Genomic DNA, 22,800 nt, shown 5'->3' on the forward strand with positions numbered 1-22,800 from the left:
GATATGGCGTGGATGATTAGTGAGTTTGCAAGTGTTGGGGATGTTACGGTGCGGACGCTTCGTTATTATGACAAGATTAATTTATTAAAGCCGAATGATTATACTGAAGGCGGACATCGGTTATATACGAAAGATGATTTGTATGTGCTGCAGCAAATTCAATCGTTTAAGCATCTCGGTTTTTCGCTTGGGGAAATTCAAAATATTATATTGCAGCGTGATATTGAGACGGAAGAATTTTTAAGACAAATACATTTTCAAAGGGAATTGCTTTTGGCGGAGCAAGAAAGAATTGCGAAGGTGCTTTCGCATATGGATGAGATGACGAAGAAGTTTCAAAAGGAAGAACGAGTGGATGTTGCTTTGTTTTCTTCATTTCTGCAAACTTTTATATGGGAGAAAGAAAATAAAGAATGGCTAGAGGAACATTTTTCGAAGGATAGTGTTCAAGCTTTTTATAATAATAAGGAATTAAAAGAAAAGTTCGATCGGCGATTTATGGATGTAATAGGGGAGTTGAAAAAGTATAAGGAAGAAGAGAGGGATTCGAGTCATGAAGACGTTCAAGTTACCTTGAAGGAATTTTTCAATGTAATAGAAGAAGTAACGAACTATTTTGAGACACCTCAAAGCGATATAGAGGATATAATCAAACAATCAAAAATCCCATTAGCCGAATTCCCAACGCTCTTCACAACTGAAGAAGAAAACTATATAAAAGAAGCAGTAAAGCAGTTTAACACCTAGTTAAATTGCTTCACTTTCTATTTCATCTGGAATTTGATAAGTGAGACACAGGTCAACTGCCCTTTTAAGTGGATATTTGCTGTTTTAATAGGCGTGGTAAGTAATATGTGCTTGTCGGAATATTGAGGACGTCATACATTATTAATATCGAATGGATGTGACCATTATATTATGAGTCACATCTATTTTTGTCTCATAATAAGCGTTGCTTTAAAATGTTGTTCTCTATCAATGAACAGTGGTTTTCTTTACGTAATTGAGCCAGTTCTTCTTTTTCTGTTCGACTATCTTTCGCAATGAACAATCCGGTTGCTGTATAATTTTTAATCTAACACTTTCATGTTGAAGGCGTCATGTTATATTTACGTGCAATACCTATGAGTTTTTTTATTTTTGTGAAAATTCACTAATTGTAGTTTCAATGTGGGTATAAAAGTTCGATGGTGACATCCCACATTAGCATGTGCCCTTATTTTATCGTGCAGCCTATCCAATTTATAGAGAAATATATAAATGATTCAACTTAATTGGGTATTTTTGTTATAATTTAATATGAAGCGGAGAAATTTTCAGGACACAGAGGAGGGTTTTTAAGTGGATTTAATGAGTATATCAGATAATTCAACTAATTATCTAACAATGTTTGGAACTAAGGGCAATCAATTTGGACAAGAAGTGATTTCTTTACAATGTAGTGTGGATTATGTATTGAAATTTTTGGAAATCGATAGATCTGTACAACGTGATATGCTGGAAAAGCAGGTCGCCTCAATATCTAAGTATATACAATATGGTCTAGATGGAAATGATATATATTTTCCACCTTTAATTTTTTCGGCAAGGGGAAAAGGAATTTTTAATGTTAGAACTAATGAATTTTCGATTGGAACTAATGATAGTATGATAGTTTTAGATGGTCAACATAGAATAAAAGCTTTTGAAGTAATAAAGAAAAGACTAGAATTGAGTGATTATCCAGAAGATAAAAGGAAATTAGATTATATAAAGAATTTTCCTTTTACAATTCAAGTATTTACGAATTTGACTTTAGATCAAGAAAAGCAGTTATTTACAGATGTTAATACTAAGTCTTCTCCAGTTAGCAATACTTTATTAGTTATGTATAAAGATAATGATTTGTGTAGTAAATTAGTTAAAAGTGTAATCTACAATCATTCTTCTATTTCCTCAGACAAATTTGAAGTTAGAGCCAAAACAACAAAGACGAAATTAATGACAGCATTTACTTTATATAATTTAGTACTTACATTAAATGAGGGTATTGTTGTTATTAAAGGTAGTAATAGTAAATTAAATGCTGGGAATTATGATTCGTTTAAAATGAATGTAGAGAATTTTTTGACATTACTAGTGAAATATGCACCGGATCAAGGGTTAGATAGAAATAAATATATTATTATGAATCCTAATGTATTAAAAGGAATTGCTAAAGCTGTTTATCTGTTAAAAAAAGATAATGAGATATTTGATATGGAAGAATTTTTTAAACATGTTATTTTTTCATTTGATTGGTCTCATAAAAATAAAAAATTGAAACAAGTAGGTATTCCATATAACCCGAAAACAAAAAAGTTTAGAATTAATGTGGGTACTAGGACTACTTCTCAAATTTGTGATCTTTTACTTGAAGATTTTTTGAAATTTAGGGAGGTAGCTATTAATGTTTGAAGTTAAATTAAAGGGTATTATAAATATAATAAATAATAATAAGGGTATGATGACTACACAAATTTTTATCAGAGATATCCTGGACATTTATAAGATTGATAATTCTGTAAATAGGGATGTGAATTATAATAGATTAAAACCTATTTCTAGTTACATTAATTCTTACGATTCTGAAATAGGTATCTTTTTACCTTCACTCGTATTTTCTTTTCAAGAAAATCCACTTTATTTATATGATAAGGTTTCAAAGGAGTTAACAATACCCTTAGGATCAAAATTAAAAGTCTTAGATGGACAACATCGTATTAAAGGATTAGAAGAATTATTAAATAGTTTGAATGATTCTAAGAGAAGAGAGGAAATATTAAATAGTAGTATAACAGCTCAAATTTATTTTAATTTGAAAGAAGAAGATGAGAAGGTTTTATTTGCTGATATTAATTCTAATGCTAAACGTGTTTCCATGTCCTTAGTAACTAAATATGATACAAGAGATATTATGAGAGTTTTAATAAGGGATCTTTACTCTTCATGTAAGGCTTTGCAGGTAGCTGGTGTAGAGTTTAATAAAAGTCGGATAGTAAGACCTACGAGTACTTTGTTTTTTACTAGTGCTCGTTTAAGAACGTTTATTATTAGTTTGCTTTTTGGTACAAATCAAAAGCTTTCTAAAAAGAATGAGAAACTTCTTAAGGAAAATTATGATGATATATTAATTTTTTTAGAGAAATTTTTCACTATATTATTTGATGTACTTCCTTCTGATTCTGGAGACGTTAAGAAATATATACTGGGGCATGAAGTTTTGCAGACATCTATGGCAATATACTTACATCAAGCGATAATCCTAGAAACAAAAGAAGATGTGAAGTGGTTCGCTGATTGGGAATCTGAAGTAGAACGGTTGAAATTAATAGATTGGAGTGTATCTAATTCAATATGGCAATCATATCTAATGAAACAACGAGTTAATACAGATTACGAGTATTATGGTTTTTCAGATAATAGACCGAATGAGTTAGTATCTACATTAAATCATTATTTGTTAGAAAGTTAAAGTTGATACAGAATGCAAATAAAAAAACACACTAAGGAAATTGTCACGCTAAGAGTATTTCGGTGTGAGACAACATAAATTGTTGTGTAGCTAATGCGGCACAACTCTTAGTATGCCTTTCAAAAATGCTCATGATAATCTAAATGGAATATTATTTTTCTGATTTTAACAAAAGTTAACTTTGAAAATTGTGGTTGTTTAATTTAACAGCCACGATTTTTATTGTAACTGTCAAGTTAAAATTTTTTCAACAGTGTAAAAGCACCTTAGTGAAAATTGTTTGGTACAAAGAATAGAAGAAAAAACTAACGGAGGGAAAGCCCATGCCAACCTACAACAAACTAATCCGAAACAACATCCCGCAAATAATAAAAGCTAACGGAAAAACACCCACAACAAGAATCCTACCCGAAGACGAATACATAAAAGAAATCTGTAAAAAAACACAAGAAGAATTAATCGAATACCTAGAAGCAACAACGAAAGAACATAAACTAGAAGAGCTATCCGACCTACTAGAACTAATAAACGCTCTAACCGAATACGAAGGTACGACACTAGAAGAAATAGATAAAATTCGTAGAAAGAAAGCAGAAGAGCGAGGTGGCTTCCAAAATAGAATCTTCTTACAAGATGTTAAGTGATAGATTTAACTGGCTGTAAAAGCCTGATTGACTTAATTCACAATCCGTGAGGGATGGATACTCCGCACGGATTCAAGTTCCATTTTATTATTTAGAGGTTCTTTTATTTTGTATGGAAATGTTTTTCGTTTAATGTCCTTGGTGATGATAAGTGGAATTAATTGTAATTAAATTAAGTCAGGAGAGAATTTGCATTGTATAATGTATATAAAATGATAATGAAGATGAGGGGTTAAGTATGAATAAAAATTATAAGAAGTTAGCTGGAGTTGCGGCAACTGCTGTAATGGCGGTTACGATGGTAACAGGCGGAGTACAGGCACAAACAGTAGATACTATGCAGGTAAGTGAGGTTGCAAATGTACAAGGGATTAAGCTGTACAACGTACCTATTACGTTTGATAAGACAGAATATACAATGAAAAAGGGTACAACGGGTGTTCTAAATAATTTACTAGATTTACTTGGTGTGAAGGCACAGGTACAGACTCCAGAGGGGCTTCGAAGCCTAGAATATTATGTAGATTATGAGTTTAGTTCAGTGGATGTAGACAAGGTGGGGGACTACCGTGTTGTGTTTGTCTTAGATAGAAAAGATGATGATGGGAAAGCAAGGTTTGTAGGTAAGGGAGAGGCTATTATTCATGTTGTAGATAATAGAGTTCCTGCTTTTACGTTTAAGAATGGAGAGATGGTTGCCCATGTAGGTGATACGTTCAATCCTCCTGATTACGTTACAGCTACAGATGTTGAGGATGGAGATATAACGAGTCGGGTTAAGGTCTTTGATTCTAAAACGGGTAAGCTATTGGGAGATTTAAATCAAGAAGGGACATACAAAGTACAATTTACGGTTAAAGATAGTGATGGAAATCTGACTGTGGAAGAGAGAACGTTAAAGGTGCTACCGAAGAAGGAAGATGGAAAACAATCCGTATTTAAAGATGTCCCGAAAGATCATTGGTCTGAAGACGCAATTAACGATTTAGCAAAAAAAGGTTTGGTTAACGGATACGGTGATGGAAGATTTGGACTTGGAGACAATGTAACGCGAGGTCAAGTGGCTTCATTAATTAGTCGTTATCTGAATTTAGGGGACGTACAGGGTAGTTCAATGTTTACAGATACAAAAGGTGATATGTTCGAGAAGGATATTGAAAAAGTAGGTCGTATGGGAATCATGGTAGGTGACGGTACTGGGGAATTTAGACCGAAAGATACTTTAACGCGTTATGAAATGGCAGCTGTAATGAAGAAGGCGTTTAACTTAGAGACACAAAGTAATGAAAACTATGTAGATGTACCAAAAGGTCATTGGGCATATGACTACACTCGCATTTTATATGGAAACAAAATTTCGATAGGTGTAGGTAATGGTAAGTTCGCAGGAGATGCAGTTGTAAAACGTGAACAGTATGTACAATTCCTATATAACCAAATGATAAGAAAAGCTTAAGTTACATATTAGGAGAGAAGCGGGAGTAGAGATGCTCCCGTTTTTTTATTAGGCCATGTAAAGAGTGTTAATTCATAAATAAGAAAATGAGTATGTTTATAAAAACGAATGATGCTAACCCCTCCTAAGCCCCTTACAAGCCCCTACCAAGTAATAAATCACTAAGAAAAAACACAACAAAACAAAAACAACTACAAACACCGTAGTAGTAGTCAAAAAAAATTTTGAAATAACACGCCAAAAACCCGGACCTCCCGCCTATATATTACAAAGGGGCTTTTACATTTTGAATGAGGACGGGAGGAATTTGGATGGCGGTGTATCGTACTGTGCAGGTGAATTTTTGGCAGGATGATTTTGTTTTGGATTTGACGCCGGAGGAACGGTATTTTTATGTGTATTTGTTAACTTGTTCGAAGACGACGCAGTGTGGGATTTTTCCTTTTCCGAAGCGGTTAGCTGAGATGGAGACGGGTTATAATCGGGAGACTGTTGATAAGCTTGTGCAGCGCTTCATTGATTATGGGAAGATTCTTTATGATGCGGATACTCGTGAGTTATTCGTTTTGAATTGGCTTCGTTATAATCCGGTGACGAATACGAATGTGGAGAAGTGCGTGCTTCGTGAGCTTAAGGGTGTGAAGAATAAGGAGTTTGTACATATGTTTCTTCAGAAGTGCGTAGAGGAGGAGCTGAATGCTCCGATGCTTTTAGCGCATTTCGGTATGCCGAGTGATTTAGCTGTGGATGATGTTGAGCCAGTTTGCGAGGAGACAGAGGAAGAAGAGGTTATAGAGGAAGAGACAGGGAGTCGCGTGTTTTCTTTTTATGAGCAAAATTTCGGTAGTTTGTCTCCGCATACGGTGGAGGAATTGAGTGCGTGGATGGAAAATTTGTCAGAGGAGCTTGTGCTGAAGGCTCTTCAAATTGCGTTTGAGAATAATAAGCGGACGGTTGCTTATGTGAAGGGGATTTTGAGAGGGTGGCATGGGAAAGGGTTTACGAAAGTTTCTGAGGTTGAGGCGGATACGGCGAGCTTTAGAAAGAAGGATTCGTCTGTTAGTACGGTTGAGACGGAGGAGTTTTTGGCGAGGTGTGAGGAGTGGGAGAAGAATGCGCCGTCTGAGGAAGAGTTGCAGCGCTTTTTAGCAGAACGCGGGTGGCGGCCATGAGTATTCAAAATGTGGAGGCGGAAAAGACGGTATTAGGTTCTCTATTACTTGATGGAGAGCTTATTAAGGAGTGTCGTTTGACGGAGCAGTATTTTTCTCTGTCAGTGCATAAGTCTATATTTCAGCTAATGCGAAAAATGGAAGAAGAGGGGCAACCGATTGATCTTGTGACATTCATTTCTAGGGTGGATCCGAAGTTTTTAGAGGGAATCGGGGGAATGGAGTATTTTATAGGGTTAATGGATGGTGTGCCTACAACTGCCAACTTCTCTTATTATGAGGGGCTTGTTCGAGGTGCCTGGAAAATGTATCAGGCTGGCGTTCTTGGGCACAAGATGGGAGAGCGTCTTATTGCGGAGAAGAATGAGAAGATTATTGGTGAGACGATTACGGCACTTTGTGAGTTAGAGGAAAAGGACTGTGTATGTGAGTTTGATTTGAAGGATGCGCTAGTTGGTTTATATGAAGAACTTCATCAAGATGCGAAAGAGATTACGGGTATTGAGACTGGTTATACATCGCTCAATAAAATGACGTGCGGATTGCAGGAAGGTGATTTTGTCGTTCTTGGTGCGCGTCCTTCTATGGGGAAGACTGCGTTTGCGTTAAATGTGGGACTGCATGCGGCGAAGTCTGGCGCGGCGGTTGGGTTGTTTTCGTTAGAGATGAGTAGTAAGCAATTGCTAAAACGGATGGCGTCGTGCGTAGGTGAAGTGTCAGGAGGTAGGCTGAAAAATCCGAAGCATCGTTTTGCGATAGAGGACTGGGAAAAGGTGAGTAAGGCGTTTGCGGAAATCGGGGAATTACCATTTGAAATTTACGATAACGCAGGCATTTCGGTGCAAGATATTTGGATGCAAACGCGTAAGTTAAAGAGGAAGCACGGTGATAAGAAGGTTTTAGTCATTGTAGATTACTTGCAGCTTATTACGGGTGATCCGAAGCATAAGGGAAATCGATTTCAAGAGATTAGTGAGATTTCTCGTAAGCTTAAGTTATTAGCACGTGAGTTAAATGTTTGTGTAGTAGCATTATCGCAATTGTCTCGTTCTGTAGAGTCACGTCAGGATAAGCGTCCTCTTTTATCTGATCTAAGGGAGACAGGACAAATTGAACAAGATGCGGATGTCATTATGCTTATGTATCGAGAAGATTATTACGATAAAGAAACGAAGCAGAAAGAGATGACGGAGATCCATGTGGCGAAGCATCGGAATGGACCTGTGGGGATTTTTAAGCTGCGGTTTTTGAAGGAGTTTGGTCGGTTTGTGGAGATTGGATGATAAAATAGAAGAAGGCATATAAAAAGGTAAAGGAGTAGTTACGGATGACAAAAGTAGGTCGTTTATATGAGCAAGAGAAGCAAGAAGAAATTGATAAAGCACTTTCGGTAGCTGGAATGCTCTTTAAAGGAATGAGTGTAGAAGAAATAGCTGAAAAATTAGATGTAACAATTGAAAAGGTGAAAGAGTGGGAGAAGCGTTTATCTCATTAACAGAGGAGCAATGTCCGTCATTGCTCTTTTTTTATGCGCTCTGACATTAATGTCGACATAAGTGCAATGGATCCGAGTATCGCTGAATAAACAATGCCGATAAATCCAGATTGTTCCCCAATGATGCAAGAGATGAAAGGCGGCATTAATATAGAAAGGGATAAGCCAACGAAAAGCATGGCAGGTAGAAGATTACGAAACATTTTCATGACTTACAGTTTGTGTAGTAGGCTTCCATATCGGAAATAATCTAATTAAATGCATTAATTTATTTTGCAAAGAGCATCCAATGATTTTCTAGAAATACCACGCACTTCCCTATTCTCTTTATCTTTTTTCCTTATCCTTTTGTGAGAGAGTTGTGTATAAAAGCTTCAAATTATATTATGTATGATATAATTTAATTTGAATATATGGATAAAGGAGTGTTTTTGTGTTTAAAGAAAAAACAAATTGGAAGTTAACTTTTTTAAAACCGATAATTTACCCTATAATATTTGGTTTGCTAGCAATATTGTTATACTTTGGGTTGTTTGCTGGTTTAGAAGGAATAAGTTCATTGATTGCTCAAGGATTTAATATGAATAATAATGCTGAAATAATAAAATCTACAAATTCCACTTTTGGTGCTATGCTTGTAGCAATGGCAACTATTTATTGGAATTTCACAAATAGTGAAGAAAAGGATAAAAATAAGAGTATAAAAAAGAAAGTTATAAAGCTTCATATATTGAAAAGAAGGATTGATAAAATTCAAAGAAATATTAAAGGTATGGAGGGCTTATTGTTAAATCAAAATTTAAGTATTGAATTAAAACAAATATTTAAAAATAAACTTGATGAAATAAAAAAGATAGAAGATGAGGTTATTGAAATAGTTGTTGAAATAGAGCATTTTGATTTGTATAAAAAAAGTAATTTGTTTTTTGAAGCTATTTATACTGAGAGATCTTTTGACACAAAGAACGAGTTGAAAGATTATTTACTTATGCTAGAGGAGAATTTAAAAGAATTAAAGGAAATAACATCTGATAAATTAGTTTCTTATATAAATAAATAAATAAATAAATAATATATGCGTTTGTTTTTTGCTCATTTATATATTTTATTTAGGGTGTTTAGCTCTAGCAACTAGGTTGTTTGTTTGAAAATGTAGATTATGTCACTTTTATAAAGATAGATACTGATGGATTAGAGGTTATTATTAAATGTGGAATTATATATGTTATATACGCAGCTATTATTCTCTTATTGTTAATGAAGAGAATAACGGAAATTGTAAGAAAAACAAATGTAAAATCTGATAATAAAAATTTTACATTAAATGTTTAAAAAAGACACCAATTGGTGTCTTTTTTATTTAGATGTTGAAAAGAAAGATTTCCCCGGGGCATGTTCATCTATCTCAATAAAATGCCTACGTCACATTCCCCTTAAAATCCACCTCAGCAATCAACATACTTAACAATATAAGCGTCGCACCTCAAATTCTTTGATTCTTTCAATATGTTCCTCATTTCTCCATAAAGAAAGACTTTCTCTCTGCAGTAATCCATTGCTCCAAGTCATCTTGGCTACGTCGGACAAGTCGATTTACTAAAACATCATGCCATACATAATCCTCTAATAAGTATATATGAACGGGGTCATCTGTATAAAAAGCAATATTACGCTCTTCAAGTGATGGGCCATAAATCATCTCTTTAGAATCTATCGATAAAATAAACCAATGTTCTGTAGAGAGGGTTTCTGTATAAGTTGTTATACGATGGGCTTCTAGATTTTTAATAGGATTTTCAACATGCAGAGTAATGCCTTGTACTGTGACTTTATCAGCTACCTCAGCTAGGTCCTCTTTTAACGCTTCATACATTTCATCCCACATCGAAATGACAATACGTCGTTCTGCTTTTTTTATTAATGTTTGACAGTAGCTAATGATTGTTTGATTATCTTTTAAAGTAATGACTCGATTATCCGTTTTTTCTTCGGAAGTTTCTAGTTTCTTTAATGAATCACTAATTCCTTCATAAGTAGACTGCCATTCTGATTGAGCCTTCTGTAAAAAGATTTCAACAGGTAGAGGTGAATAGCGAGTGGTGTCATTTATTTCTTCCTTCATGACAATTCCTTTTTCTACAAGGTTACCTAAAATCTCATATATTCGCGCTCTTGGGACACCCGAATCCTTACTTACTTGATAGGCTGTGACAGGCCCTTGTTTCACAAGAGATACATAAGATTTAGCTTCATATTCATTAAAACCAATTTTTTTAAGCTGTTGCACTATGTAGTCCACTTTTTTGTCCTCCGATGTTTGCTGTTATATTTCAACGTTACAATAACTCTTTACATTTAGCAAATTGATAGTTACTATTACAATAGTGACTAAAGGGGAGGCTACTAATATGGATTTTTATTTAGACCCATCTGTATTAATGATTTTGATTGTTTTTGGGTTTGTGGCTGCATTTATTGATTCAGTTGTAGGTGGTGGTGGATTAATCGCTTTACCAGCTTTATTATTTTCAGGATTGAATCCAGCAAGTGCGGTAGCCACAAATAAATTAGCATCAACAATGGGGAGTGCAACTAGTAATATTGTGTTTTATCGTTCTGGTAATCTTGATTTGAAATCGGCGTTTAAATTATTTCCAATCACTTTCATAGGTTCCATAATAGGGGCATGGACCGTTCATTTAATGAATCCAGAAGTATTAAAGCCATTAATGCTGATCATGCTCGGTGTGGTCGCTATTTATACGATATTCAAAAAGGATTGGGGAAGTATTTCCACTCATAAAAAATTGTCTGGTCGACACGTCATTATTTTTACCTTTTTTATTTTTATTATTGGTTTTTATGATGGATTTCTAGGTCCTGGTACAGGTTCATTTTTAATGTTTTCTCTTTTATTTATTGGGTATGATTTTTTAAAAGCAGCAGGTACGGCGAAGTTTCTTAATTTAGGAAGTAACGTTGGTGCATTGTTCATGTTTATGTATGTAGGGCAAGTAAACTATGTGTATGGTTTTATAATGGGAGTTGCTCAAATTGCTGGAGGAATCGCCGGCTCCAGATTTGCTATAAAAAAAGGAAGCGGGTATGTTCGCGCCCTTTTCATTACCGTAACTTGTTTGTTGTTAGCGAAAAACTTGTATGACTATATTCAGTAAGTAATCTAAGTGAAGAGAATGAAAATAATATAAACTCATATTTTTCCATATAAAATTTCATTTGTTTTATTTACATAATATCTTTACAATCATTTGATAAAATAAAGTCAACTGCGTATTGTGAGGGTGGGTGGTTATCCCTTCTTTCTATTTGGAAGGAAAGGAGGTGATAATATGGACTTTTTGTTTGATCTTGTAAAAGAGTTTGTCAAAGCAACTGTGCGCGAAGTTTCAGCGTATTTTTTGCAGAAGCAACTTCTGGGTAAGGACAACAAAAAACCCACTCCGCGCCGTAGGAAGCAAAAGGGTGGGTTTCGTAAAAAATAATAACGTATAATAACCACCACCCTATACGGTAGCAGTTAAGGAAGAGATGTTAGCGCATCTCTTCTTTTTATTATATGCCAATTCATTCGCTGTTACACTTATATAGTATTCTACGGAAAATATATCATATTCCTATTTTGGGGTCAATTTGATTGCATGATTGAAAAGGTGCAGTCTTATTCCTTTTCAAACTGAAAAATATCCCGGTTAATAAGTTGGTGGAGATACATATCCATTTCAGTAGCAGAAACTTTTCTTTCATTTTTAAACCACCATGCGCTTAATGAGGTGATTGCCCCTGAATAAAATTCAATGATTAAATCATTTGGCATCGTATGATTTTTGCGCAGTTGATATAACGCTTCTATTTCTTGTTTTCTCGTTTCGTGACTTAAATACTGTGTCTGGTTAATAAATTGTTCATCAGACATTTGCGTCTCTAATATTTTACCGAGTTCTTCATGGTGTAGAAATTGTTCCATTACTTGAAATGGTTTACTTAATCGATCTGAAACGGGTATTTCAGCAATCATCTTGCTGTATCGTTTAAATCCAAAGGCTAATAAAGCATCTTTATCTTCAAAGTGTTTATAAAAGGTTGTTCGGTGTACCATCGCACGGTCGCAAATTTGGTTAATCGTGATCGTGCTATATTTTTGTTTTGATTGCGTCATTAATTCAAATAAGGAATCCCATAGTAATTTATGTGTACGTCTAATACGTAAATCGAGTTGTTTTTCATTATCGTTCATCTACAATTCTCCTTTTTTGTAGATTAAATATACAGTGGTTGAAAATTGATTCTCCCTTTTTAATCTACATATGTATATTATATTACATGTGTTCAGGTATATTTAAAGTTTTTTAAGTAAGAAACAGGAGGAGAATTTGCAAATGAATATGACAACTAAGAGCCCTGCAAGTGGCAAAGTTGATACTTCTAATATGAAACATACCCCCATTTTAATTGCATTACTTTTAGGGGCAATGGTTGCGTTATTAAACGAAACGTTACTTGGTAATGCGTTAACAGTATTAATGAAAGAATTCGGTGTAACAGCTTCAACGATTCAATGGCTTTCTACAGCATACATGTTGGTGGTTGGGGTTTTAGTTCCAATTACAGCGTTACTTCAGCAATGGCTTACAACGAGACAGATGTTTTTGATCGCTATGGTAACGTTTTTAGCTGGTACATTAATTGCGGGATTCGCACCGACATTTTCCATTTTATTAATTGGCCGTATCGTCCAAGCTGTAGCGACGGGATTAATTACACCGTTATTAATGAATACGATTTTAATCATTTGTCCGCCTGAAAAACGTGGTGCCACAATGGGATTAATTGCACTTGTGATGATGGCAGCTCCGGCAATTGGTCCTACATTATCTGGAGTAATTGTGGATTCATTAAATTGGCGCTGGTTATTCTATATTGTTATTCCAATCGTGATCATTTCCATTATGATTGGGATGAAGTACATTCAAAATGTTTCAGAGTTAACAAGACCAAAAGTAGATTATCCATCAATCCTTTTATCGACATTAGGATTTGGTGGGCTTGTGTATAGCTTTAGTGCATCGGGTGATTTAGGGTGGTCTGATGCGAAAGTGTATGGTACTTTACTTGTTGGGCTTATCTCATTATGTATTTTTGCTGTTCGACAATTGAAAATTGAAAATCCAATTTTAGAATTACGAGCATTTAAAGTTCCGATGTTTACATTATCAGTTGGATTAATTGTCATTGTGATGATGTCGTTATTTTCAACGATGACGTTATTACCGATGTTCCTGCAAACAGTTTTACTCGTTACAGCTTTTAAATCAGGAATTATCATGCTTCCGGGAAGTATTATTAGCGCCATAATGGGACCAATTGCAGGTAAACTATTTGATAAATTTAGTCCGAAAGTTATTATCGTTCCCGGCATTGTGTTAGTAGGGATTGCAATGTTCTTATTTAAAGGCATTACACCTGACACATCAATGTTACAAATTATTATTATGCACAGCGTATTAATGGTTGGACTCATGTTTGTCATGACAGCACAAACATACGGTTTAAATCAATTAACACCAGATCTATATCCGCACGGAACAGCACTGTTTAATACGCTGCAGCAAGTAGCTGGCGCAATTGGTACGGCTATCTTTATTTCAAAAATGTCTTCAGGAACAACTCAGTATATGGAAAGCTCCGCAAATCCAATGGATCCAGTAGAGAAGTTAAATGGTTTAACGTCAGGATTCCAAGGTGCATTTGCACTTGGATTAGTCTTTATCGTTGTTGCATTTATCGTATCGCTATTCTTAAAAGAAGAGAAAAAGGGAGTAAAGGTGGCAGGGGTTTTACAGAACGAAAATTAAGGTTTATATAAAAAGACATCTTTATGATTAAAGATGTCTTTTTATATTTCTTTCGTAATAATAGTTCAAACAGCGGAGGGAAATGTGGTGTATGTATTGTCTATTTTTTAGTATAAAGATCTATTGAGAATAACGATGTAAAGCCTTACTAATAACTAAAAGTCCAATAATGAGGGAAAGTGTTCTTATAATAAGTTCTGCAACTAATAAGTCACCCATCGTTTTCGTGACATCATACATAGTCCCTGTAATGAGAATAGGTGCGATCATAATGATAATTCCAATTACTATTTGAAAAAGTAAATTGACGTTTTTACTCAAGATAATCACCTCCCAAAAATATTACAAAATGATTATGTTGAATTTTCTGTATTATACATTAATTATACTGTATCAAATTAAAGTTACGGTAATGTTTCTAAAATAAAAAGGAGGTGTCACATAGTCAAAAAATGACTCTTGGGACATCTCCTTTTAAGTAGTAGAAAGTAAAGACGCTTCAATAATATAACGATCTGGGGCGTCACCAATGTAGTTGAAAGGGTAACACGTTGTTAATGTTAATGTTGGTTCCTCTTTTTCTACAATGACAGTTCGATCTTCTGCGTTTGTTATCCAATGTTTGTTAATGCTGTATGTATAGGTTTTATTCTCATATTCTACAATTAGTTGGTCATTTTCCTTTAGTTGACCTAGTTCGGTAAATACAGTATCTCGATGACCACTTAAAACCGTGTGACCATTTCCAGATGGTGTAGTCGTTAATTCGCTAACAAACATACCAACACCCTTTTTTAGTACTTTATCATCAGCGCCCCAATATATGGAGTATTTCTTTTGGATTTTAGGAATGATTAAGTAGGCTATTTTTTGTCCTAATCTATGATTTACTTCTGAAGACGGAATTCGTAAAATTTCTTCATGTTTTTGCGGAGTTTCTATTGTATCGTTATTGTCTTCAGGAGATGCTATGATGGATGTTTGCGTTTCATATTTTTTTATTTCACTAGAGGCTAAAGATTCCGCTGAGCTTCTAGCACTATACCATTCTATAAAACAATAAGAAAAGATCGAAATTCCAACGATAAATAAACATAAGCCGATCCATTGGTTTATTTTCATTTCTATCACTCCATTTTAAAAGGACAGGGGAACCCTGTCCTGTAAAGGAATTATTTTATGCGTTTGTTTTTTTACGACGGAACATTAATACAGATCCAACTGCAGCTAAACCTAAGCTTGCTAACATCATTGTAACACCGTTTGATGCTGTATTTGGCAATTTTTCGCCTTGTTTTTTAGTTTCTTTTTTCACAGCTGTATCGTTGTTTTTCTTTGTTTCTTTTGTAGTTGTTTGAGGTTTAGTTTGTTCTTGTTTCGTGTTTTCTTGTTTAGCAGGTTCTTGCTTAGTTTGTTCTTGTGGTTTGTTTTCATCTTTTTTATCAGTTTGTTTACTAGCTATAAATTGGTCATAATCCCCTTTTTTAACTTCACAAGGTAAACCATCGTTGTCACGGTCTAGATCGTGAGGGTCGTTAGTTGCGCTATATCCATTGCTGTGCCAGAACTCCATAACTTCTTGCTTGTTTTTGAAGTGCCCACAGTTTTTGTCGTTTGGATTTTTCGCTGCAAATGCAGAAGAACTGTACCCCACAGTTAAAAGTGTGAACGCTGTTGCTGAAACTAATAATTTTTTCATGATTTTCTCCCTTTTCCCAATATTATGTATTACATTGAAATATTTTACATTCAAATATTCGAAAATACAATAGGAAAAATTAAGAAATGTAAGATTTTTTAAGAATCCTACATTTCCTCCGTAACATCATACCGAAGCAACTCTCCCGGATCATAAAACCTCTCAAACACAATCCCCATTACATAAAAGAATACTAAACCGAAACCAATATGAATAAGTGTAAAAGTAGCTCCAAATGAAGAAAATTCATACACGAGAATTGGCAATTTCGCAGTTGTCCAAACGCCTAAGAAAAATACGATGTACCGAATGCTTGCACCTTTTTTTAATAGTAGTGCTGCGATTGGAAAGGCGACGTAGAGGGGACCAGCTGCAATGCCTCCTAATAATAGAGAAAACAAGATTCCGTACATACCTGATTTTTTACCCATATATTTCATGAGCGTTTCTTTTTTCACCCACTGATCAAGTAACCCTACAAATAGTAAGACAGGGGGGAGGAGAAACAACATATCTAAAATGCTATTCCCTGTTAGTTGTAATGCACGCCATCCTAAAGATTGATTTATAAAAGTTAATAGAAAGAGCCCGAGTAGTAAGACGAAAAAGAAGCGATATCTTTTTAGTTCTTTCATACCATCACCATCCAAATGATATAGGAGAATAGAAGAGACATGAGCAAAGCAGATGCATTACGTGCGTAAGCAAAGCTTCGCCCAAATATCTTTTGTTCCATCGGCAAGGTTGTAATTCCTACTGACATGAATGTAGACATAAGTGCCGCAACTTGAGGTAAGCCTGCACCGTGTTGGACTAACGTATGACCAAGAGGAAATACGACAAAGCTTGGAATAAGTGCAATGGATCCGAGTATTGCTGAATACATAATACCTAACACTCCGGACTGTTCTCCAATGATAGAAGAGATAAAGGACGGCGTTAATATAGAAAGCGATAAGCCAACGAAAAGCATGACGGAGAGCATCGCAGGGAGAAGGTTGCGAAACATTTTCCACGACTTCATTAGAGAATCTTTCGTTTTCTTGCGTTCCTTCATAAAAGAAATCCCCGTAAGAATAATGGCTAACGTGTAAAGAATCACGCCGTTAAGCATGGTCGGATTCCTGTAAGTCTTTATATTTGCCTAGGAAAAAGGATAAGTTCTTCATTTTTTCTTCAATATCCATTTGAAAATCTGCCAATTGTTCTTTTCCAGCAGATGTAATTTTGTACATCTTTCTCGGTTTGTCTTGATGATCTGTACTTACATAAGATTCAATTGCACCTTCGTTTTCTAATTTTTTTAGCGTACGATATAAAATGGCACTATCGATTGGATTGACGGGAAGTTCTTCCTCGCACTTTTGCAGTAATTGTCCGCCATAGTTATCACCCTCAGCTAGAAATAACAAAAGAAATGCACCTGTATGTCTTCCTGTATGTTTCATGGATATACCTCCTAGAATGAATTTGGATTTATACTGTTAATGACAGTATACTGTTGTTAACAGTATATGGTGCATGAAGTGTTATGTCAATTTCAAAATGTGTAATTCTTCAGAAGAAAAATATAATCGGTTTAATTGTAATTGTTTTCTGATTTTGTTGAGTGACAAAATTAAAGCATGCGGCATTCTCGTTCAAATGTTTATTGAGTACCTCGGTTGAAATACAACTAACAGTGGCTGCATTTAATTTTGTGCAAAGAGTAACTAAAGACTCAGAACTAATTGTTTGTCCTAAAAATACAAAGAGTAATAGAAGATTCTGTGCCTGAGATTTTTGTTTTGGTTGAATCATACCTGTTTAATACATAAGTTCCTCGATTGGTGCGTCATTGTTTATAGCCATAAATTAAAACACCCTTTCATACAGTACTGCATGAAAGGGTACCCTAATTCATTATTTTATTCATTTTCTTAAGTTGATGGCTATGCTCTTATGAGTGCCTACAGTGTTAGTTTTTAAGTTCTAAATTTTTAGAATGAGACATGGAACTTACATGATATTTTTCTCCACCGTATTCTACATCTGCAGAAAAGGTTTTACTCTCATCATCTTTTATATGCCCGTTTATAAAGACGGTTTGAAAATCACTTGGAGCAAATTTATGTCCTGTAATGACTACTTCTAAATTCTCTTTTTCTTTGAAATATTTAATAGTTACTTCTTCGGCCTTTTTTACTATTTTTTGTTCTTCTTTCTTATCATCATTCATGTTACACCCTCCTAAAATGATTAATATAAAAATAATACTCAAACTGGAAAAGATTTTTTTCAATTCAATTCCCTCCATTAATGGTATCTAATATTTAAATCTATACTTTGTGGAATTGATTGAGCTATTAGATCAAAAAAGAGACGCTGTAATTAATGTTTCTTTACAATAAGTGTACTCTTACAGTTTAAGCATACTATTTCTTTTTGTTTGAATACAAGGTGCTGCCTATTACAAGTTAGGAAAATAATACCAATAGAGGTTAAACGTAATGTATTATATTCATGACTCTAAAAACCCGTTGTTTAAGAGGAGTTTATATAAGGGAGACGTAGTAATCAGTTCATAGGGCATTAACGGATTATATATGTAAATTGAGTGCAGCTAGAGGGAAAATTAATTATTATAAGTAAAAAAAGACACTCTCAAGAGTGCCTTCCCTTAGCAGCCGAATCCGCCGCCCCAACAGCTAGCGCCAACGATGATTAATAAAATAAAGAGTACAACTAGTAAAGCGAAACCGCCGCCGAAACCGCAGCCTCCACCACAAGTACCGCCATAGCCCATATTAACTCCTCCTTCCATAAAGACCATTAATTAATGGATTTAATTCACTTTATGTTTTTACGGATAATCTTGAGCAGGTCCTTTTGAAAAATAAAGGTGCTTAGATTTTATAAGAGTTGACGACCTTATTTTTGTCACCGCTATTCCGCTGATGACATATTCTATTTTATTCTGTGCATTGGGGGAAGGAGGATCTTTATGGCTAATTCTGAAATGATTTTACGTTTACTTACAGATTTAAAGATTGAACAGCAAGCTTTAAAAGAACAGCTGGAAAAAATGCAAACAGCTGTGAATACTCTTGAAGAAAAATCAGTGATTGTGGAAGAAAAACCAAAGACTATTGAAGAAAAACCAGCTGTTGCTGCTGCAAAGCAAAGAGCTCATTCTGGACACCCAACATCTTTTCGTGCTTGGAGAGCATCTGCTCAAAGGAATTCATAAAAATATAAGAAAAGAAGACATCAATTAAGATGTCTTCTTTTGCTTGTACAATCCAAATGCGATAAGAAGGTATATATCCATATTGCTTTAAAACTAAGAAGAAAATAACGATTGTCGACTCCTGTTTTAGTATAGCATGTAATAATAAAGATTTTTATGTAATATTGCATATATATGAATTATATAATATTTAGTCGTATATATTTTAGTTGTCTGTTATTACTCTATACGTATTACATGTAAAGGTTTTTTATGAAAAGATACCTAGTATATAAAGAATGAGAAATGTATATTCAGGACTATAAAAACAGTGGGTTATCAAAGGGTTTTTGGTGTTAAAGCAAAACTTATCGGTTCATCGGCTTTATTACTGGCTGAAAAAATTATCATCTGAAGTGAAAGGGTAAAATCCAAATCTAAATGTGCGTGTGGAATCAGTGTTATTTGATGTTTTACTTAAATTGTGATAAAAAAGTTAGTTAGCTTAGAGAAAAAGATTAATATATATACAGCAATAATATTGCTAATTATAATTAAGATGAAAGCATTCATAATATATGGGGGAATAACAAGTAATGAATAAAAAGGCAACATTTAAAATAGGGGCAATGTTTACCATTTTATTAATGGCATGTTTGTTTTATGGATATAGGAGTTTAAATAGTTTTTTAGTCTGGAATGAACTCGGTGATATACAGATGATTTCAAGTGAAAAAGAGGTTGCAAATGGTATATATTTTGTAAGGGGAGAGATATATTCTGAACGTGTAACAGGAGATGAAACGCTACTTGCTGATGGGTATGCGGTAGTGAATCGAATTCAAAAGAAAAAAACAACATACTATACACAGACTTCTGCACCAAATCGTTCGTTATGGAGTAACGGTCAAGTAACAGCTTTTTATAATGAACCAATACATATCGGAAATAAAGAATTAAAATTAATAAATAAAGAAAATGTGTCTTTGGAAACTCCCTTTATGGAATTAAATGATCAGAATGTAATTTCAACAAGAATAAATGATATTCAGGCGAATACTACCAAGTTAGCAGATGGAAAAAAACGCTTTTATTCATTTAGAGCAGTAGAAAATAAAGAAAATGTAGTTGTACTTGGAACAGTAGATGGAAAAGTAATAAAAGAATTACCTAGTAGGTACGGGAAATTTGTTCATATTGGACATACGAAGGAGCAAATTATAGATAGCTTAAAGAATGGTAATGAAAAAAATTGGATATATTTCGCTGTACTTATTATACTAACTAGTATTAGTGGATTCGTATTTTATATGTACGGGAAAGGAAAATGGACAAAAGATGTTTTTGTTTTTACATTTTTCGGACGGAAGATAAATTAAAGAGGATGCATCTTTGCATCCTCTTTAAAAATTCATATGAGTTCTTTTCGTAAGGAAAGTTCTTCTTCATTTTCGTATCCAGTAAATAAAATTTCTTCAATTTAAAAGGTCCCCCACAAATGATAAACCATACCGATAACAAAAAATGCGAGTCCCACAAACAAAACAATTAAAGCAAGGATTCCGTTTTTATTATGTTCCATACAGTCAGCTCCTTTTTAATTTAAAGAGAAAAGACACCTTAAGGCGCTTTCCTCCGACTTGAACCATCTTAATTTTAATAATATGTATTGGACTCCCATCCGAAGATTATTTTACCCCCAGAACGAAAAATTGTGCTTACTTGTAATAAAAATCTCATTTTTTCGTTTTGGGGTGTTATAAAATCTTGAAGTTGATGGGCATAGGGTGGGACCCAAAACAGTACAATTTTATTTCAAAGACACAACGATCTTACTACACACTTTTATTTATCCCACACTCTCATCTGCTAGTATTACTATTTTTTATTACTAATGTTGCCGTTTCACTCGGATGGCTAAGAGGAAAATGATGGCCATATGGAACAAAATCAATCTTACCAACATGCGATGGAGCAGAATATGCTCTGTCATAACCCCCCCAGATAATGTGAAGATTATACTTTGTTACTTCATTGAAATCACCTTGATCGTTTTTCAGTAGGAAACTGTTAAGCTGAACCGTAGTATTTAAAATTCTAGGAGAAGTAAAACTTTTACTTATCTTTTCAATATAATGTTCAGGGATGCTCTCTATACTTTCAAACAAACCATTACTTAATAAATATCGCTCTATGAAATTAGTAGTTGCCAGTTTTAATGTCCATTTGTTCATAAATTGAGGAACATTTAGCGATTTAGCATTTTTTTTAACAACAGGTGGCTGAAGTAAAGTGATTGCATACTTCTTATCTATGTACTGTTGTACCAATGCTTCCAGAAGAATAAATGCACCGAATGAATGACCAATTAGATGTGCACCATTAGTAGCTTTCTCCAATAACTTTTTCACTACATTCAAATAGATATCTAGAAGATTTTTATCTCGTTTAAAAGGAGAACGCCCCAAACCTGGAAGATCCAAGATCCATACAGGTTGACCAGTTTTTTCATGAAGCTCTTGTGCTAAAGGAAATAAATCCTCTCCATCACTCAATAAACCATGTAATAAAATAAACGGTTTACCCTCTCCTTGTAATTGGTAAAGGGTAGTGTTATCGCATAATGTTCGTTTAAATAAATGATTATGCTGGCCATTTTGATATATCATTCGATAGTCCAGATCTGCTACTACAGCAGGGAGAAATTTCATTACACTCGTCTTCTTAAACCAATCCTCTCCCATAATTTTTTTCGCTGAAACATTTGAAAATTTTCGTTTTGTAATAAAATTCAGTCCATCAGAAGGAATTTTTGTTATTTTACTTACTCCACTATTCATAATTGTTTTCATAAGCGGCATTGGAACCGAGATTTTTGGTGCCCTCATATTCATACTTTCCGACATAATACTTAATAATTCAGCAATGTTCTGATCGTGCTGTTTGTCTTCAACAAGTGTATATGTTTGGATAGTCGGTTGCTCCAACCTGAAAACCTGCACAATAAACTTCGCAAACTCATCGTTTGAAATAAGTGGTAACCTATATCCCTTACCTCCAGGAATCACTGGCATGAGCCCTCTTCGCATACTCATCACAAGTAAACCTAATCCTGCTATCTGCTCTGTACTCCCTGTTTTGCTACTACCGACTACAGTTGGCGGATTAATTACAGAAAGTGGATAACCTATTGCTGATGCCTGGTGACGGATATAAAGATCTGCTAAAAATTTTGTTCTCTCATATGGATTTTTTATTTTCAAATAATTGTTTCCTTCTTTAAACACATCAATTGCAATGTTGCTATTTTTATCATCAAAGGGGCTCATATAACCTACAACATGAATAAATTGTTGCAAGCCCTTCAATTGATGAATACTTTTAGCTAATTCACTAATATGTTTCGCGCCATTTAAAAATACGGAAGCTGCCTCATTACTTGTCGCTTGAATATCCATGGGGCCTCCTGCGTGAATAATCACATCCGTTTCCAACACCCTCTCCTTATCTTCAGCACTTAGACCTAAATCTATTTTCGTTAAATCACCTTCAATAAAGTGCATAACTGCCTTTTTTAAGATGCCTCTTTCTTGAAAAATGCTTGTTGCTTTACTTTTCGACCTCACTAAAAGAAGAATTTTAACATCCTCTCTAGCTAATTCTTTCACTAATTGCTTTCCAATAAAGCCTGTTCCACCAGTTAAAAATACTGTTCTCATATAAAATCCCCCTTTTAGTACTACTTAGTACTAATTTGATG

General features: G+C 34.4%; 26 protein-coding genes. 14 read left to right on the plus strand and 12 right to left on the minus strand.

The features are described 5' to 3' along the window. The first annotated feature begins 3 nt into the window (after positions 1 to 3). The 8 genes from BGI23_RS04785 to BGI23_RS28280 all read left to right on the plus strand — a co-directional run bounded on the left by BGI23_RS04785 (position 4) and on the right by BGI23_RS28280 (position 8,260). Entirely contained in the window at positions 4 to 747 is a 744-nt protein-coding gene (locus BGI23_RS04785; RefSeq protein WP_070805359.1) for a MerR family transcriptional regulator, read from the plus strand. A gap of 603 nt (positions 748 to 1,350) precedes the next feature. Continuing rightward, a complete protein-coding gene (locus BGI23_RS04790) occupies positions 1,351 to 2,436 on the plus strand; it encodes a DNA sulfur modification protein DndB (protein WP_157441052.1) in 1,086 nt (361 codons plus the stop codon). After that, positions 2,429 to 3,493 (plus strand): DNA sulfur modification protein DndB, encoded by a 1,065-nt coding sequence (locus BGI23_RS04795; RefSeq protein WP_070805361.1) that lies wholly within the window; start codon positions 2,429 to 2,431, stop codon positions 3,491 to 3,493. The genes BGI23_RS04790 and BGI23_RS04795 overlap by 8 nt, the downstream gene beginning before the upstream one ends. A gap of 323 nt (positions 3,494 to 3,816) precedes the next feature. Next, positions 3,817 to 4,137, plus strand: a complete 321-nt coding sequence (locus BGI23_RS04800; RefSeq protein WP_070805362.1) for a nucleoside triphosphate pyrophosphohydrolase — start codon at positions 3,817 to 3,819, stop codon at positions 4,135 to 4,137. A gap of 238 nt (positions 4,138 to 4,375) precedes the next feature. Continuing rightward, a complete protein-coding gene (locus BGI23_RS28590; protein ID WP_070805363.1) occupies positions 4,376 to 5,593 on the plus strand; it encodes an S-layer homology domain-containing protein in 1,218 nt (405 codons plus the stop codon). A gap of 311 nt (positions 5,594 to 5,904) precedes the next feature. Next, positions 5,905 to 6,765, plus strand: coding sequence for a DnaD domain-containing protein (locus tag BGI23_RS04810; protein ID WP_070805364.1), 861 nt, complete (start codon positions 5,905 to 5,907; stop codon positions 6,763 to 6,765). After that, a complete protein-coding gene (gene dnaB / locus BGI23_RS04815; RefSeq protein WP_070805365.1) occupies positions 6,762 to 8,048 on the plus strand; it encodes a replicative DNA helicase in 1,287 nt (428 codons plus the stop codon). The genes BGI23_RS04810 and dnaB overlap by 4 nt, the downstream gene beginning before the upstream one ends. A gap of 44 nt (positions 8,049 to 8,092) precedes the next feature. Continuing rightward, positions 8,093 to 8,260 (plus strand): helix-turn-helix domain-containing protein, encoded by a 168-nt coding sequence (locus BGI23_RS28280; RefSeq protein WP_070805366.1) that lies wholly within the window; start codon positions 8,093 to 8,095, stop codon positions 8,258 to 8,260. Positions 8,261 to 8,277: 17 nt separating this feature from the next. On the opposite strand, the gene BGI23_RS27030 is transcribed toward BGI23_RS28280, so the two are convergent. Beyond that, entirely contained in the window at positions 8,278 to 8,463 is a 186-nt protein-coding gene (locus tag BGI23_RS27030; protein WP_172801675.1) for a hypothetical protein, read from the minus strand. 230 nt (positions 8,464 to 8,693) lie between these two features. On the opposite strand from BGI23_RS27030, the gene BGI23_RS04825 reads away from it, so the two are divergent. After that, positions 8,694 to 9,320 carry a hypothetical protein gene (locus BGI23_RS04825; protein ID WP_070805367.1) on the plus strand — a complete coding sequence of 209 codons (627 nt, stop codon included), beginning with the start codon at positions 8,694 to 8,696 and terminating at the stop codon, positions 9,318 to 9,320. A 453-nt stretch (positions 9,321 to 9,773) separates the two neighbouring features. On the opposite strand, the gene BGI23_RS04830 is transcribed toward BGI23_RS04825, so the two are convergent. Further along, on the minus strand, positions 9,774 to 10,559 hold the full coding sequence (locus BGI23_RS04830; RefSeq protein WP_070805368.1) for a TrmB family transcriptional regulator: 786 nt from the start codon (positions 10,557 to 10,559) through the stop codon (positions 9,774 to 9,776). A gap of 109 nt (positions 10,560 to 10,668) precedes the next feature. Between BGI23_RS04830 and BGI23_RS04835 the strand changes: the two genes are divergently transcribed. Both BGI23_RS04835 and BGI23_RS28285 read left to right on the plus strand, forming a co-directional pair. After that, positions 10,669 to 11,436, plus strand: coding sequence for a TSUP family transporter (locus tag BGI23_RS04835; protein ID WP_070805369.1), 768 nt, complete (start codon positions 10,669 to 10,671; stop codon positions 11,434 to 11,436). A 174-nt stretch (positions 11,437 to 11,610) separates the two neighbouring features. Then, positions 11,611 to 11,763: a hypothetical protein gene (locus BGI23_RS28285; protein ID WP_070805370.1), complete on the plus strand. Its 153-nt coding sequence runs from the start codon at positions 11,611 to 11,613 to the stop codon at positions 11,761 to 11,763. Between the two features lie 176 nt (positions 11,764 to 11,939). On the opposite strand, the gene BGI23_RS04845 is transcribed toward BGI23_RS28285, so the two are convergent. Next, entirely contained in the window at positions 11,940 to 12,515 is a 576-nt protein-coding gene (locus BGI23_RS04845) for a TetR/AcrR family transcriptional regulator (RefSeq protein ID WP_070805371.1), read from the minus strand. 142 nt (positions 12,516 to 12,657) lie between these two features. On the opposite strand from BGI23_RS04845, the gene BGI23_RS04850 reads away from it, so the two are divergent. Continuing rightward, on the plus strand, positions 12,658 to 14,133 hold the full coding sequence (locus BGI23_RS04850) for an MDR family MFS transporter (RefSeq protein ID WP_070807274.1): 1,476 nt from the start codon (positions 12,658 to 12,660) through the stop codon (positions 14,131 to 14,133). A 120-nt stretch (positions 14,134 to 14,253) separates the two neighbouring features. On the opposite strand, the gene BGI23_RS04855 is transcribed toward BGI23_RS04850, so the two are convergent. The 8 genes from BGI23_RS04855 to BGI23_RS04890 form a co-directional block, all read right to left on the minus strand. Next, on the minus strand, positions 14,254 to 14,454 hold the full coding sequence (locus tag BGI23_RS04855; protein ID WP_070805372.1) for a hypothetical protein: 201 nt from the start codon (positions 14,452 to 14,454) through the stop codon (positions 14,254 to 14,256). A 153-nt stretch (positions 14,455 to 14,607) separates the two neighbouring features. Then, complete coding sequence (locus BGI23_RS04860) at positions 14,608 to 15,255, minus strand: class D sortase (protein WP_070805373.1); 648 nt, start codon at positions 15,253 to 15,255, stop codon at positions 14,608 to 14,610. A gap of 55 nt (positions 15,256 to 15,310) precedes the next feature. Then, a complete protein-coding gene (locus tag BGI23_RS04865) occupies positions 15,311 to 15,832 on the minus strand; it encodes an excalibur calcium-binding domain-containing protein (protein ID WP_048557807.1) in 522 nt (173 codons plus the stop codon). A 107-nt stretch (positions 15,833 to 15,939) separates the two neighbouring features. Continuing rightward, positions 15,940 to 16,467, minus strand: coding sequence for a permease (locus BGI23_RS04870; RefSeq protein ID WP_070805374.1), 528 nt, complete (start codon positions 16,465 to 16,467; stop codon positions 15,940 to 15,942). Beyond that, a complete protein-coding gene (locus tag BGI23_RS04875; protein WP_070805375.1) occupies positions 16,464 to 16,946 on the minus strand; it encodes a hypothetical protein in 483 nt (160 codons plus the stop codon). Before BGI23_RS04875 ends, BGI23_RS04870 begins: the two co-directional genes overlap by 4 nt. After that, positions 16,939 to 17,280, minus strand: a complete 342-nt coding sequence (locus BGI23_RS04880) for a PadR family transcriptional regulator (RefSeq protein ID WP_070805376.1) — start codon at positions 17,278 to 17,280, stop codon at positions 16,939 to 16,941. Before BGI23_RS04880 ends, BGI23_RS04875 begins: the two co-directional genes overlap by 8 nt. Before the next feature lie 509 nt (positions 17,281 to 17,789). Further along, complete coding sequence (locus BGI23_RS04885) at positions 17,790 to 18,050, minus strand: hypothetical protein (protein ID WP_000997169.1); 261 nt, start codon at positions 18,048 to 18,050, stop codon at positions 17,790 to 17,792. Between the two features lie 441 nt (positions 18,051 to 18,491). After that, positions 18,492 to 18,617 (minus strand): YjcZ family sporulation protein, encoded by a 126-nt coding sequence (locus BGI23_RS04890; protein WP_000540385.1) that lies wholly within the window; start codon positions 18,615 to 18,617, stop codon positions 18,492 to 18,494. A gap of 198 nt (positions 18,618 to 18,815) precedes the next feature. On the opposite strand from BGI23_RS04890, the gene BGI23_RS04895 reads away from it, so the two are divergent. Together BGI23_RS04895 and BGI23_RS04900 are read left to right on the plus strand one after the other, a co-directional pair. After that, complete coding sequence (locus BGI23_RS04895) at positions 18,816 to 19,061, plus strand: hypothetical protein (RefSeq protein ID WP_000013681.1); 246 nt, start codon at positions 18,816 to 18,818, stop codon at positions 19,059 to 19,061. Positions 19,062 to 19,636: 575 nt separating this feature from the next. Beyond that, positions 19,637 to 20,419, plus strand: a complete 783-nt coding sequence (locus BGI23_RS04900) for a hypothetical protein (RefSeq protein ID WP_070805377.1) — start codon at positions 19,637 to 19,639, stop codon at positions 20,417 to 20,419. A gap of 483 nt (positions 20,420 to 20,902) precedes the next feature. Here the strand turns inward: BGI23_RS04900 and BGI23_RS04910 are convergent, their stop codons facing one another. Further along, the gene (locus BGI23_RS04910) at positions 20,903 to 22,759 is read right to left on the minus strand and encodes an alpha/beta fold hydrolase (RefSeq protein ID WP_070805378.1); all 1,857 of its coding nucleotides are present in this window, start codon (positions 22,757 to 22,759) and stop codon (positions 20,903 to 20,905) included. Between the last annotated feature and the right edge of the window lie 41 nt (positions 22,760 to 22,800).

The organism is Bacillus sp. ABP14 (assembly GCF_001831375.1).
Classification (GTDB): Bacteria; Bacillota; Bacilli; order Bacillales; family Bacillaceae_G; genus Bacillus_A; species Bacillus_A paranthracis.

Excerpts from the sequence above, each read along its gene's own strand:
- BGI23_RS04910 (WP_070805378.1), bottom strand. The coding sequence starts at position 22,759 with ATGAGAACAGTATTTTTAACTGGTGGAACAGGCTTTATTGGAAAGCAA.
- BGI23_RS04860 (WP_070805373.1), bottom strand. The coding sequence starts at position 15,255 with ATGAAAATAAACCAATGGATCGGCTTATGTTTATTTATCGTTGGAATT.
- BGI23_RS04875 (WP_070805375.1), bottom strand. The coding sequence starts at position 16,946 with ATGCTTAACGGCGTGATTCTTTACACGTTAGCCATTATTCTTACGGGG.
- BGI23_RS04845 (WP_070805371.1), bottom strand. The coding sequence starts at position 12,515 with ATGAACGATAATGAAAAACAACTCGATTTACGTATTAGACGTACACAT.
- BGI23_RS28280 (WP_070805366.1), top strand. The coding sequence starts at position 8,093 with ATGACAAAAGTAGGTCGTTTATATGAGCAAGAGAAGCAAGAAGAAATT.
- BGI23_RS04870 (WP_070805374.1), bottom strand. The coding sequence starts at position 16,467 with ATGAAAGAACTAAAAAGATATCGCTTCTTTTTCGTCTTACTACTCGGG.
- dnaB (WP_070805365.1), top strand. The coding sequence starts at position 6,762 with ATGAGTATTCAAAATGTGGAGGCGGAAAAGACGGTATTAGGTTCTCTA.
- BGI23_RS04850 (WP_070807274.1), top strand. The coding sequence starts at position 12,658 with ATGAATATGACAACTAAGAGCCCTGCAAGTGGCAAAGTTGATACTTCT.
- BGI23_RS04880 (WP_070805376.1), bottom strand. The coding sequence starts at position 17,280 with ATGAAACATACAGGAAGACATACAGGTGCATTTCTTTTGTTATTTCTA.
- BGI23_RS04885 (WP_000997169.1), bottom strand. The coding sequence starts at position 18,050 with ATGAATGATGATAAGAAAGAAGAACAAAAAATAGTAAAAAAGGCCGAA.
- BGI23_RS04810 (WP_070805364.1), top strand. The coding sequence starts at position 5,905 with ATGGCGGTGTATCGTACTGTGCAGGTGAATTTTTGGCAGGATGATTTT.
- BGI23_RS28285 (WP_070805370.1), top strand. The coding sequence starts at position 11,611 with ATGGACTTTTTGTTTGATCTTGTAAAAGAGTTTGTCAAAGCAACTGTG.
- BGI23_RS04785 (WP_070805359.1), top strand. The coding sequence starts at position 4 with ATGGCGTGGATGATTAGTGAGTTTGCAAGTGTTGGGGATGTTACGGTG.
- BGI23_RS04900 (WP_070805377.1), top strand. The coding sequence starts at position 19,637 with ATGAATAAAAAGGCAACATTTAAAATAGGGGCAATGTTTACCATTTTA.
- BGI23_RS04795 (WP_070805361.1), top strand. The coding sequence starts at position 2,429 with ATGTTTGAAGTTAAATTAAAGGGTATTATAAATATAATAAATAATAAT.
- BGI23_RS04835 (WP_070805369.1), top strand. The coding sequence starts at position 10,669 with ATGGATTTTTATTTAGACCCATCTGTATTAATGATTTTGATTGTTTTT.
- BGI23_RS04790 (WP_157441052.1), top strand. The coding sequence starts at position 1,351 with ATGAGTATATCAGATAATTCAACTAATTATCTAACAATGTTTGGAACT.
- BGI23_RS28590 (WP_070805363.1), top strand. The coding sequence starts at position 4,376 with ATGAATAAAAATTATAAGAAGTTAGCTGGAGTTGCGGCAACTGCTGTA.
- BGI23_RS27030 (WP_172801675.1), bottom strand. The coding sequence starts at position 8,463 with ATGTTTCGTAATCTTCTACCTGCCATGCTTTTCGTTGGCTTATCCCTT.
- BGI23_RS04865 (WP_048557807.1), bottom strand. The coding sequence starts at position 15,832 with ATGAAAAAATTATTAGTTTCAGCAACAGCGTTCACACTTTTAACTGTG.
- BGI23_RS04895 (WP_000013681.1), top strand. The coding sequence starts at position 18,816 with ATGGCTAATTCTGAAATGATTTTACGTTTACTTACAGATTTAAAGATT.
- BGI23_RS04800 (WP_070805362.1), top strand. The coding sequence starts at position 3,817 with ATGCCAACCTACAACAAACTAATCCGAAACAACATCCCGCAAATAATA.
- BGI23_RS04890 (WP_000540385.1), bottom strand. The coding sequence starts at position 18,617 with ATGGGCTATGGCGGTACTTGTGGTGGAGGCTGCGGTTTCGGCGGCGGT.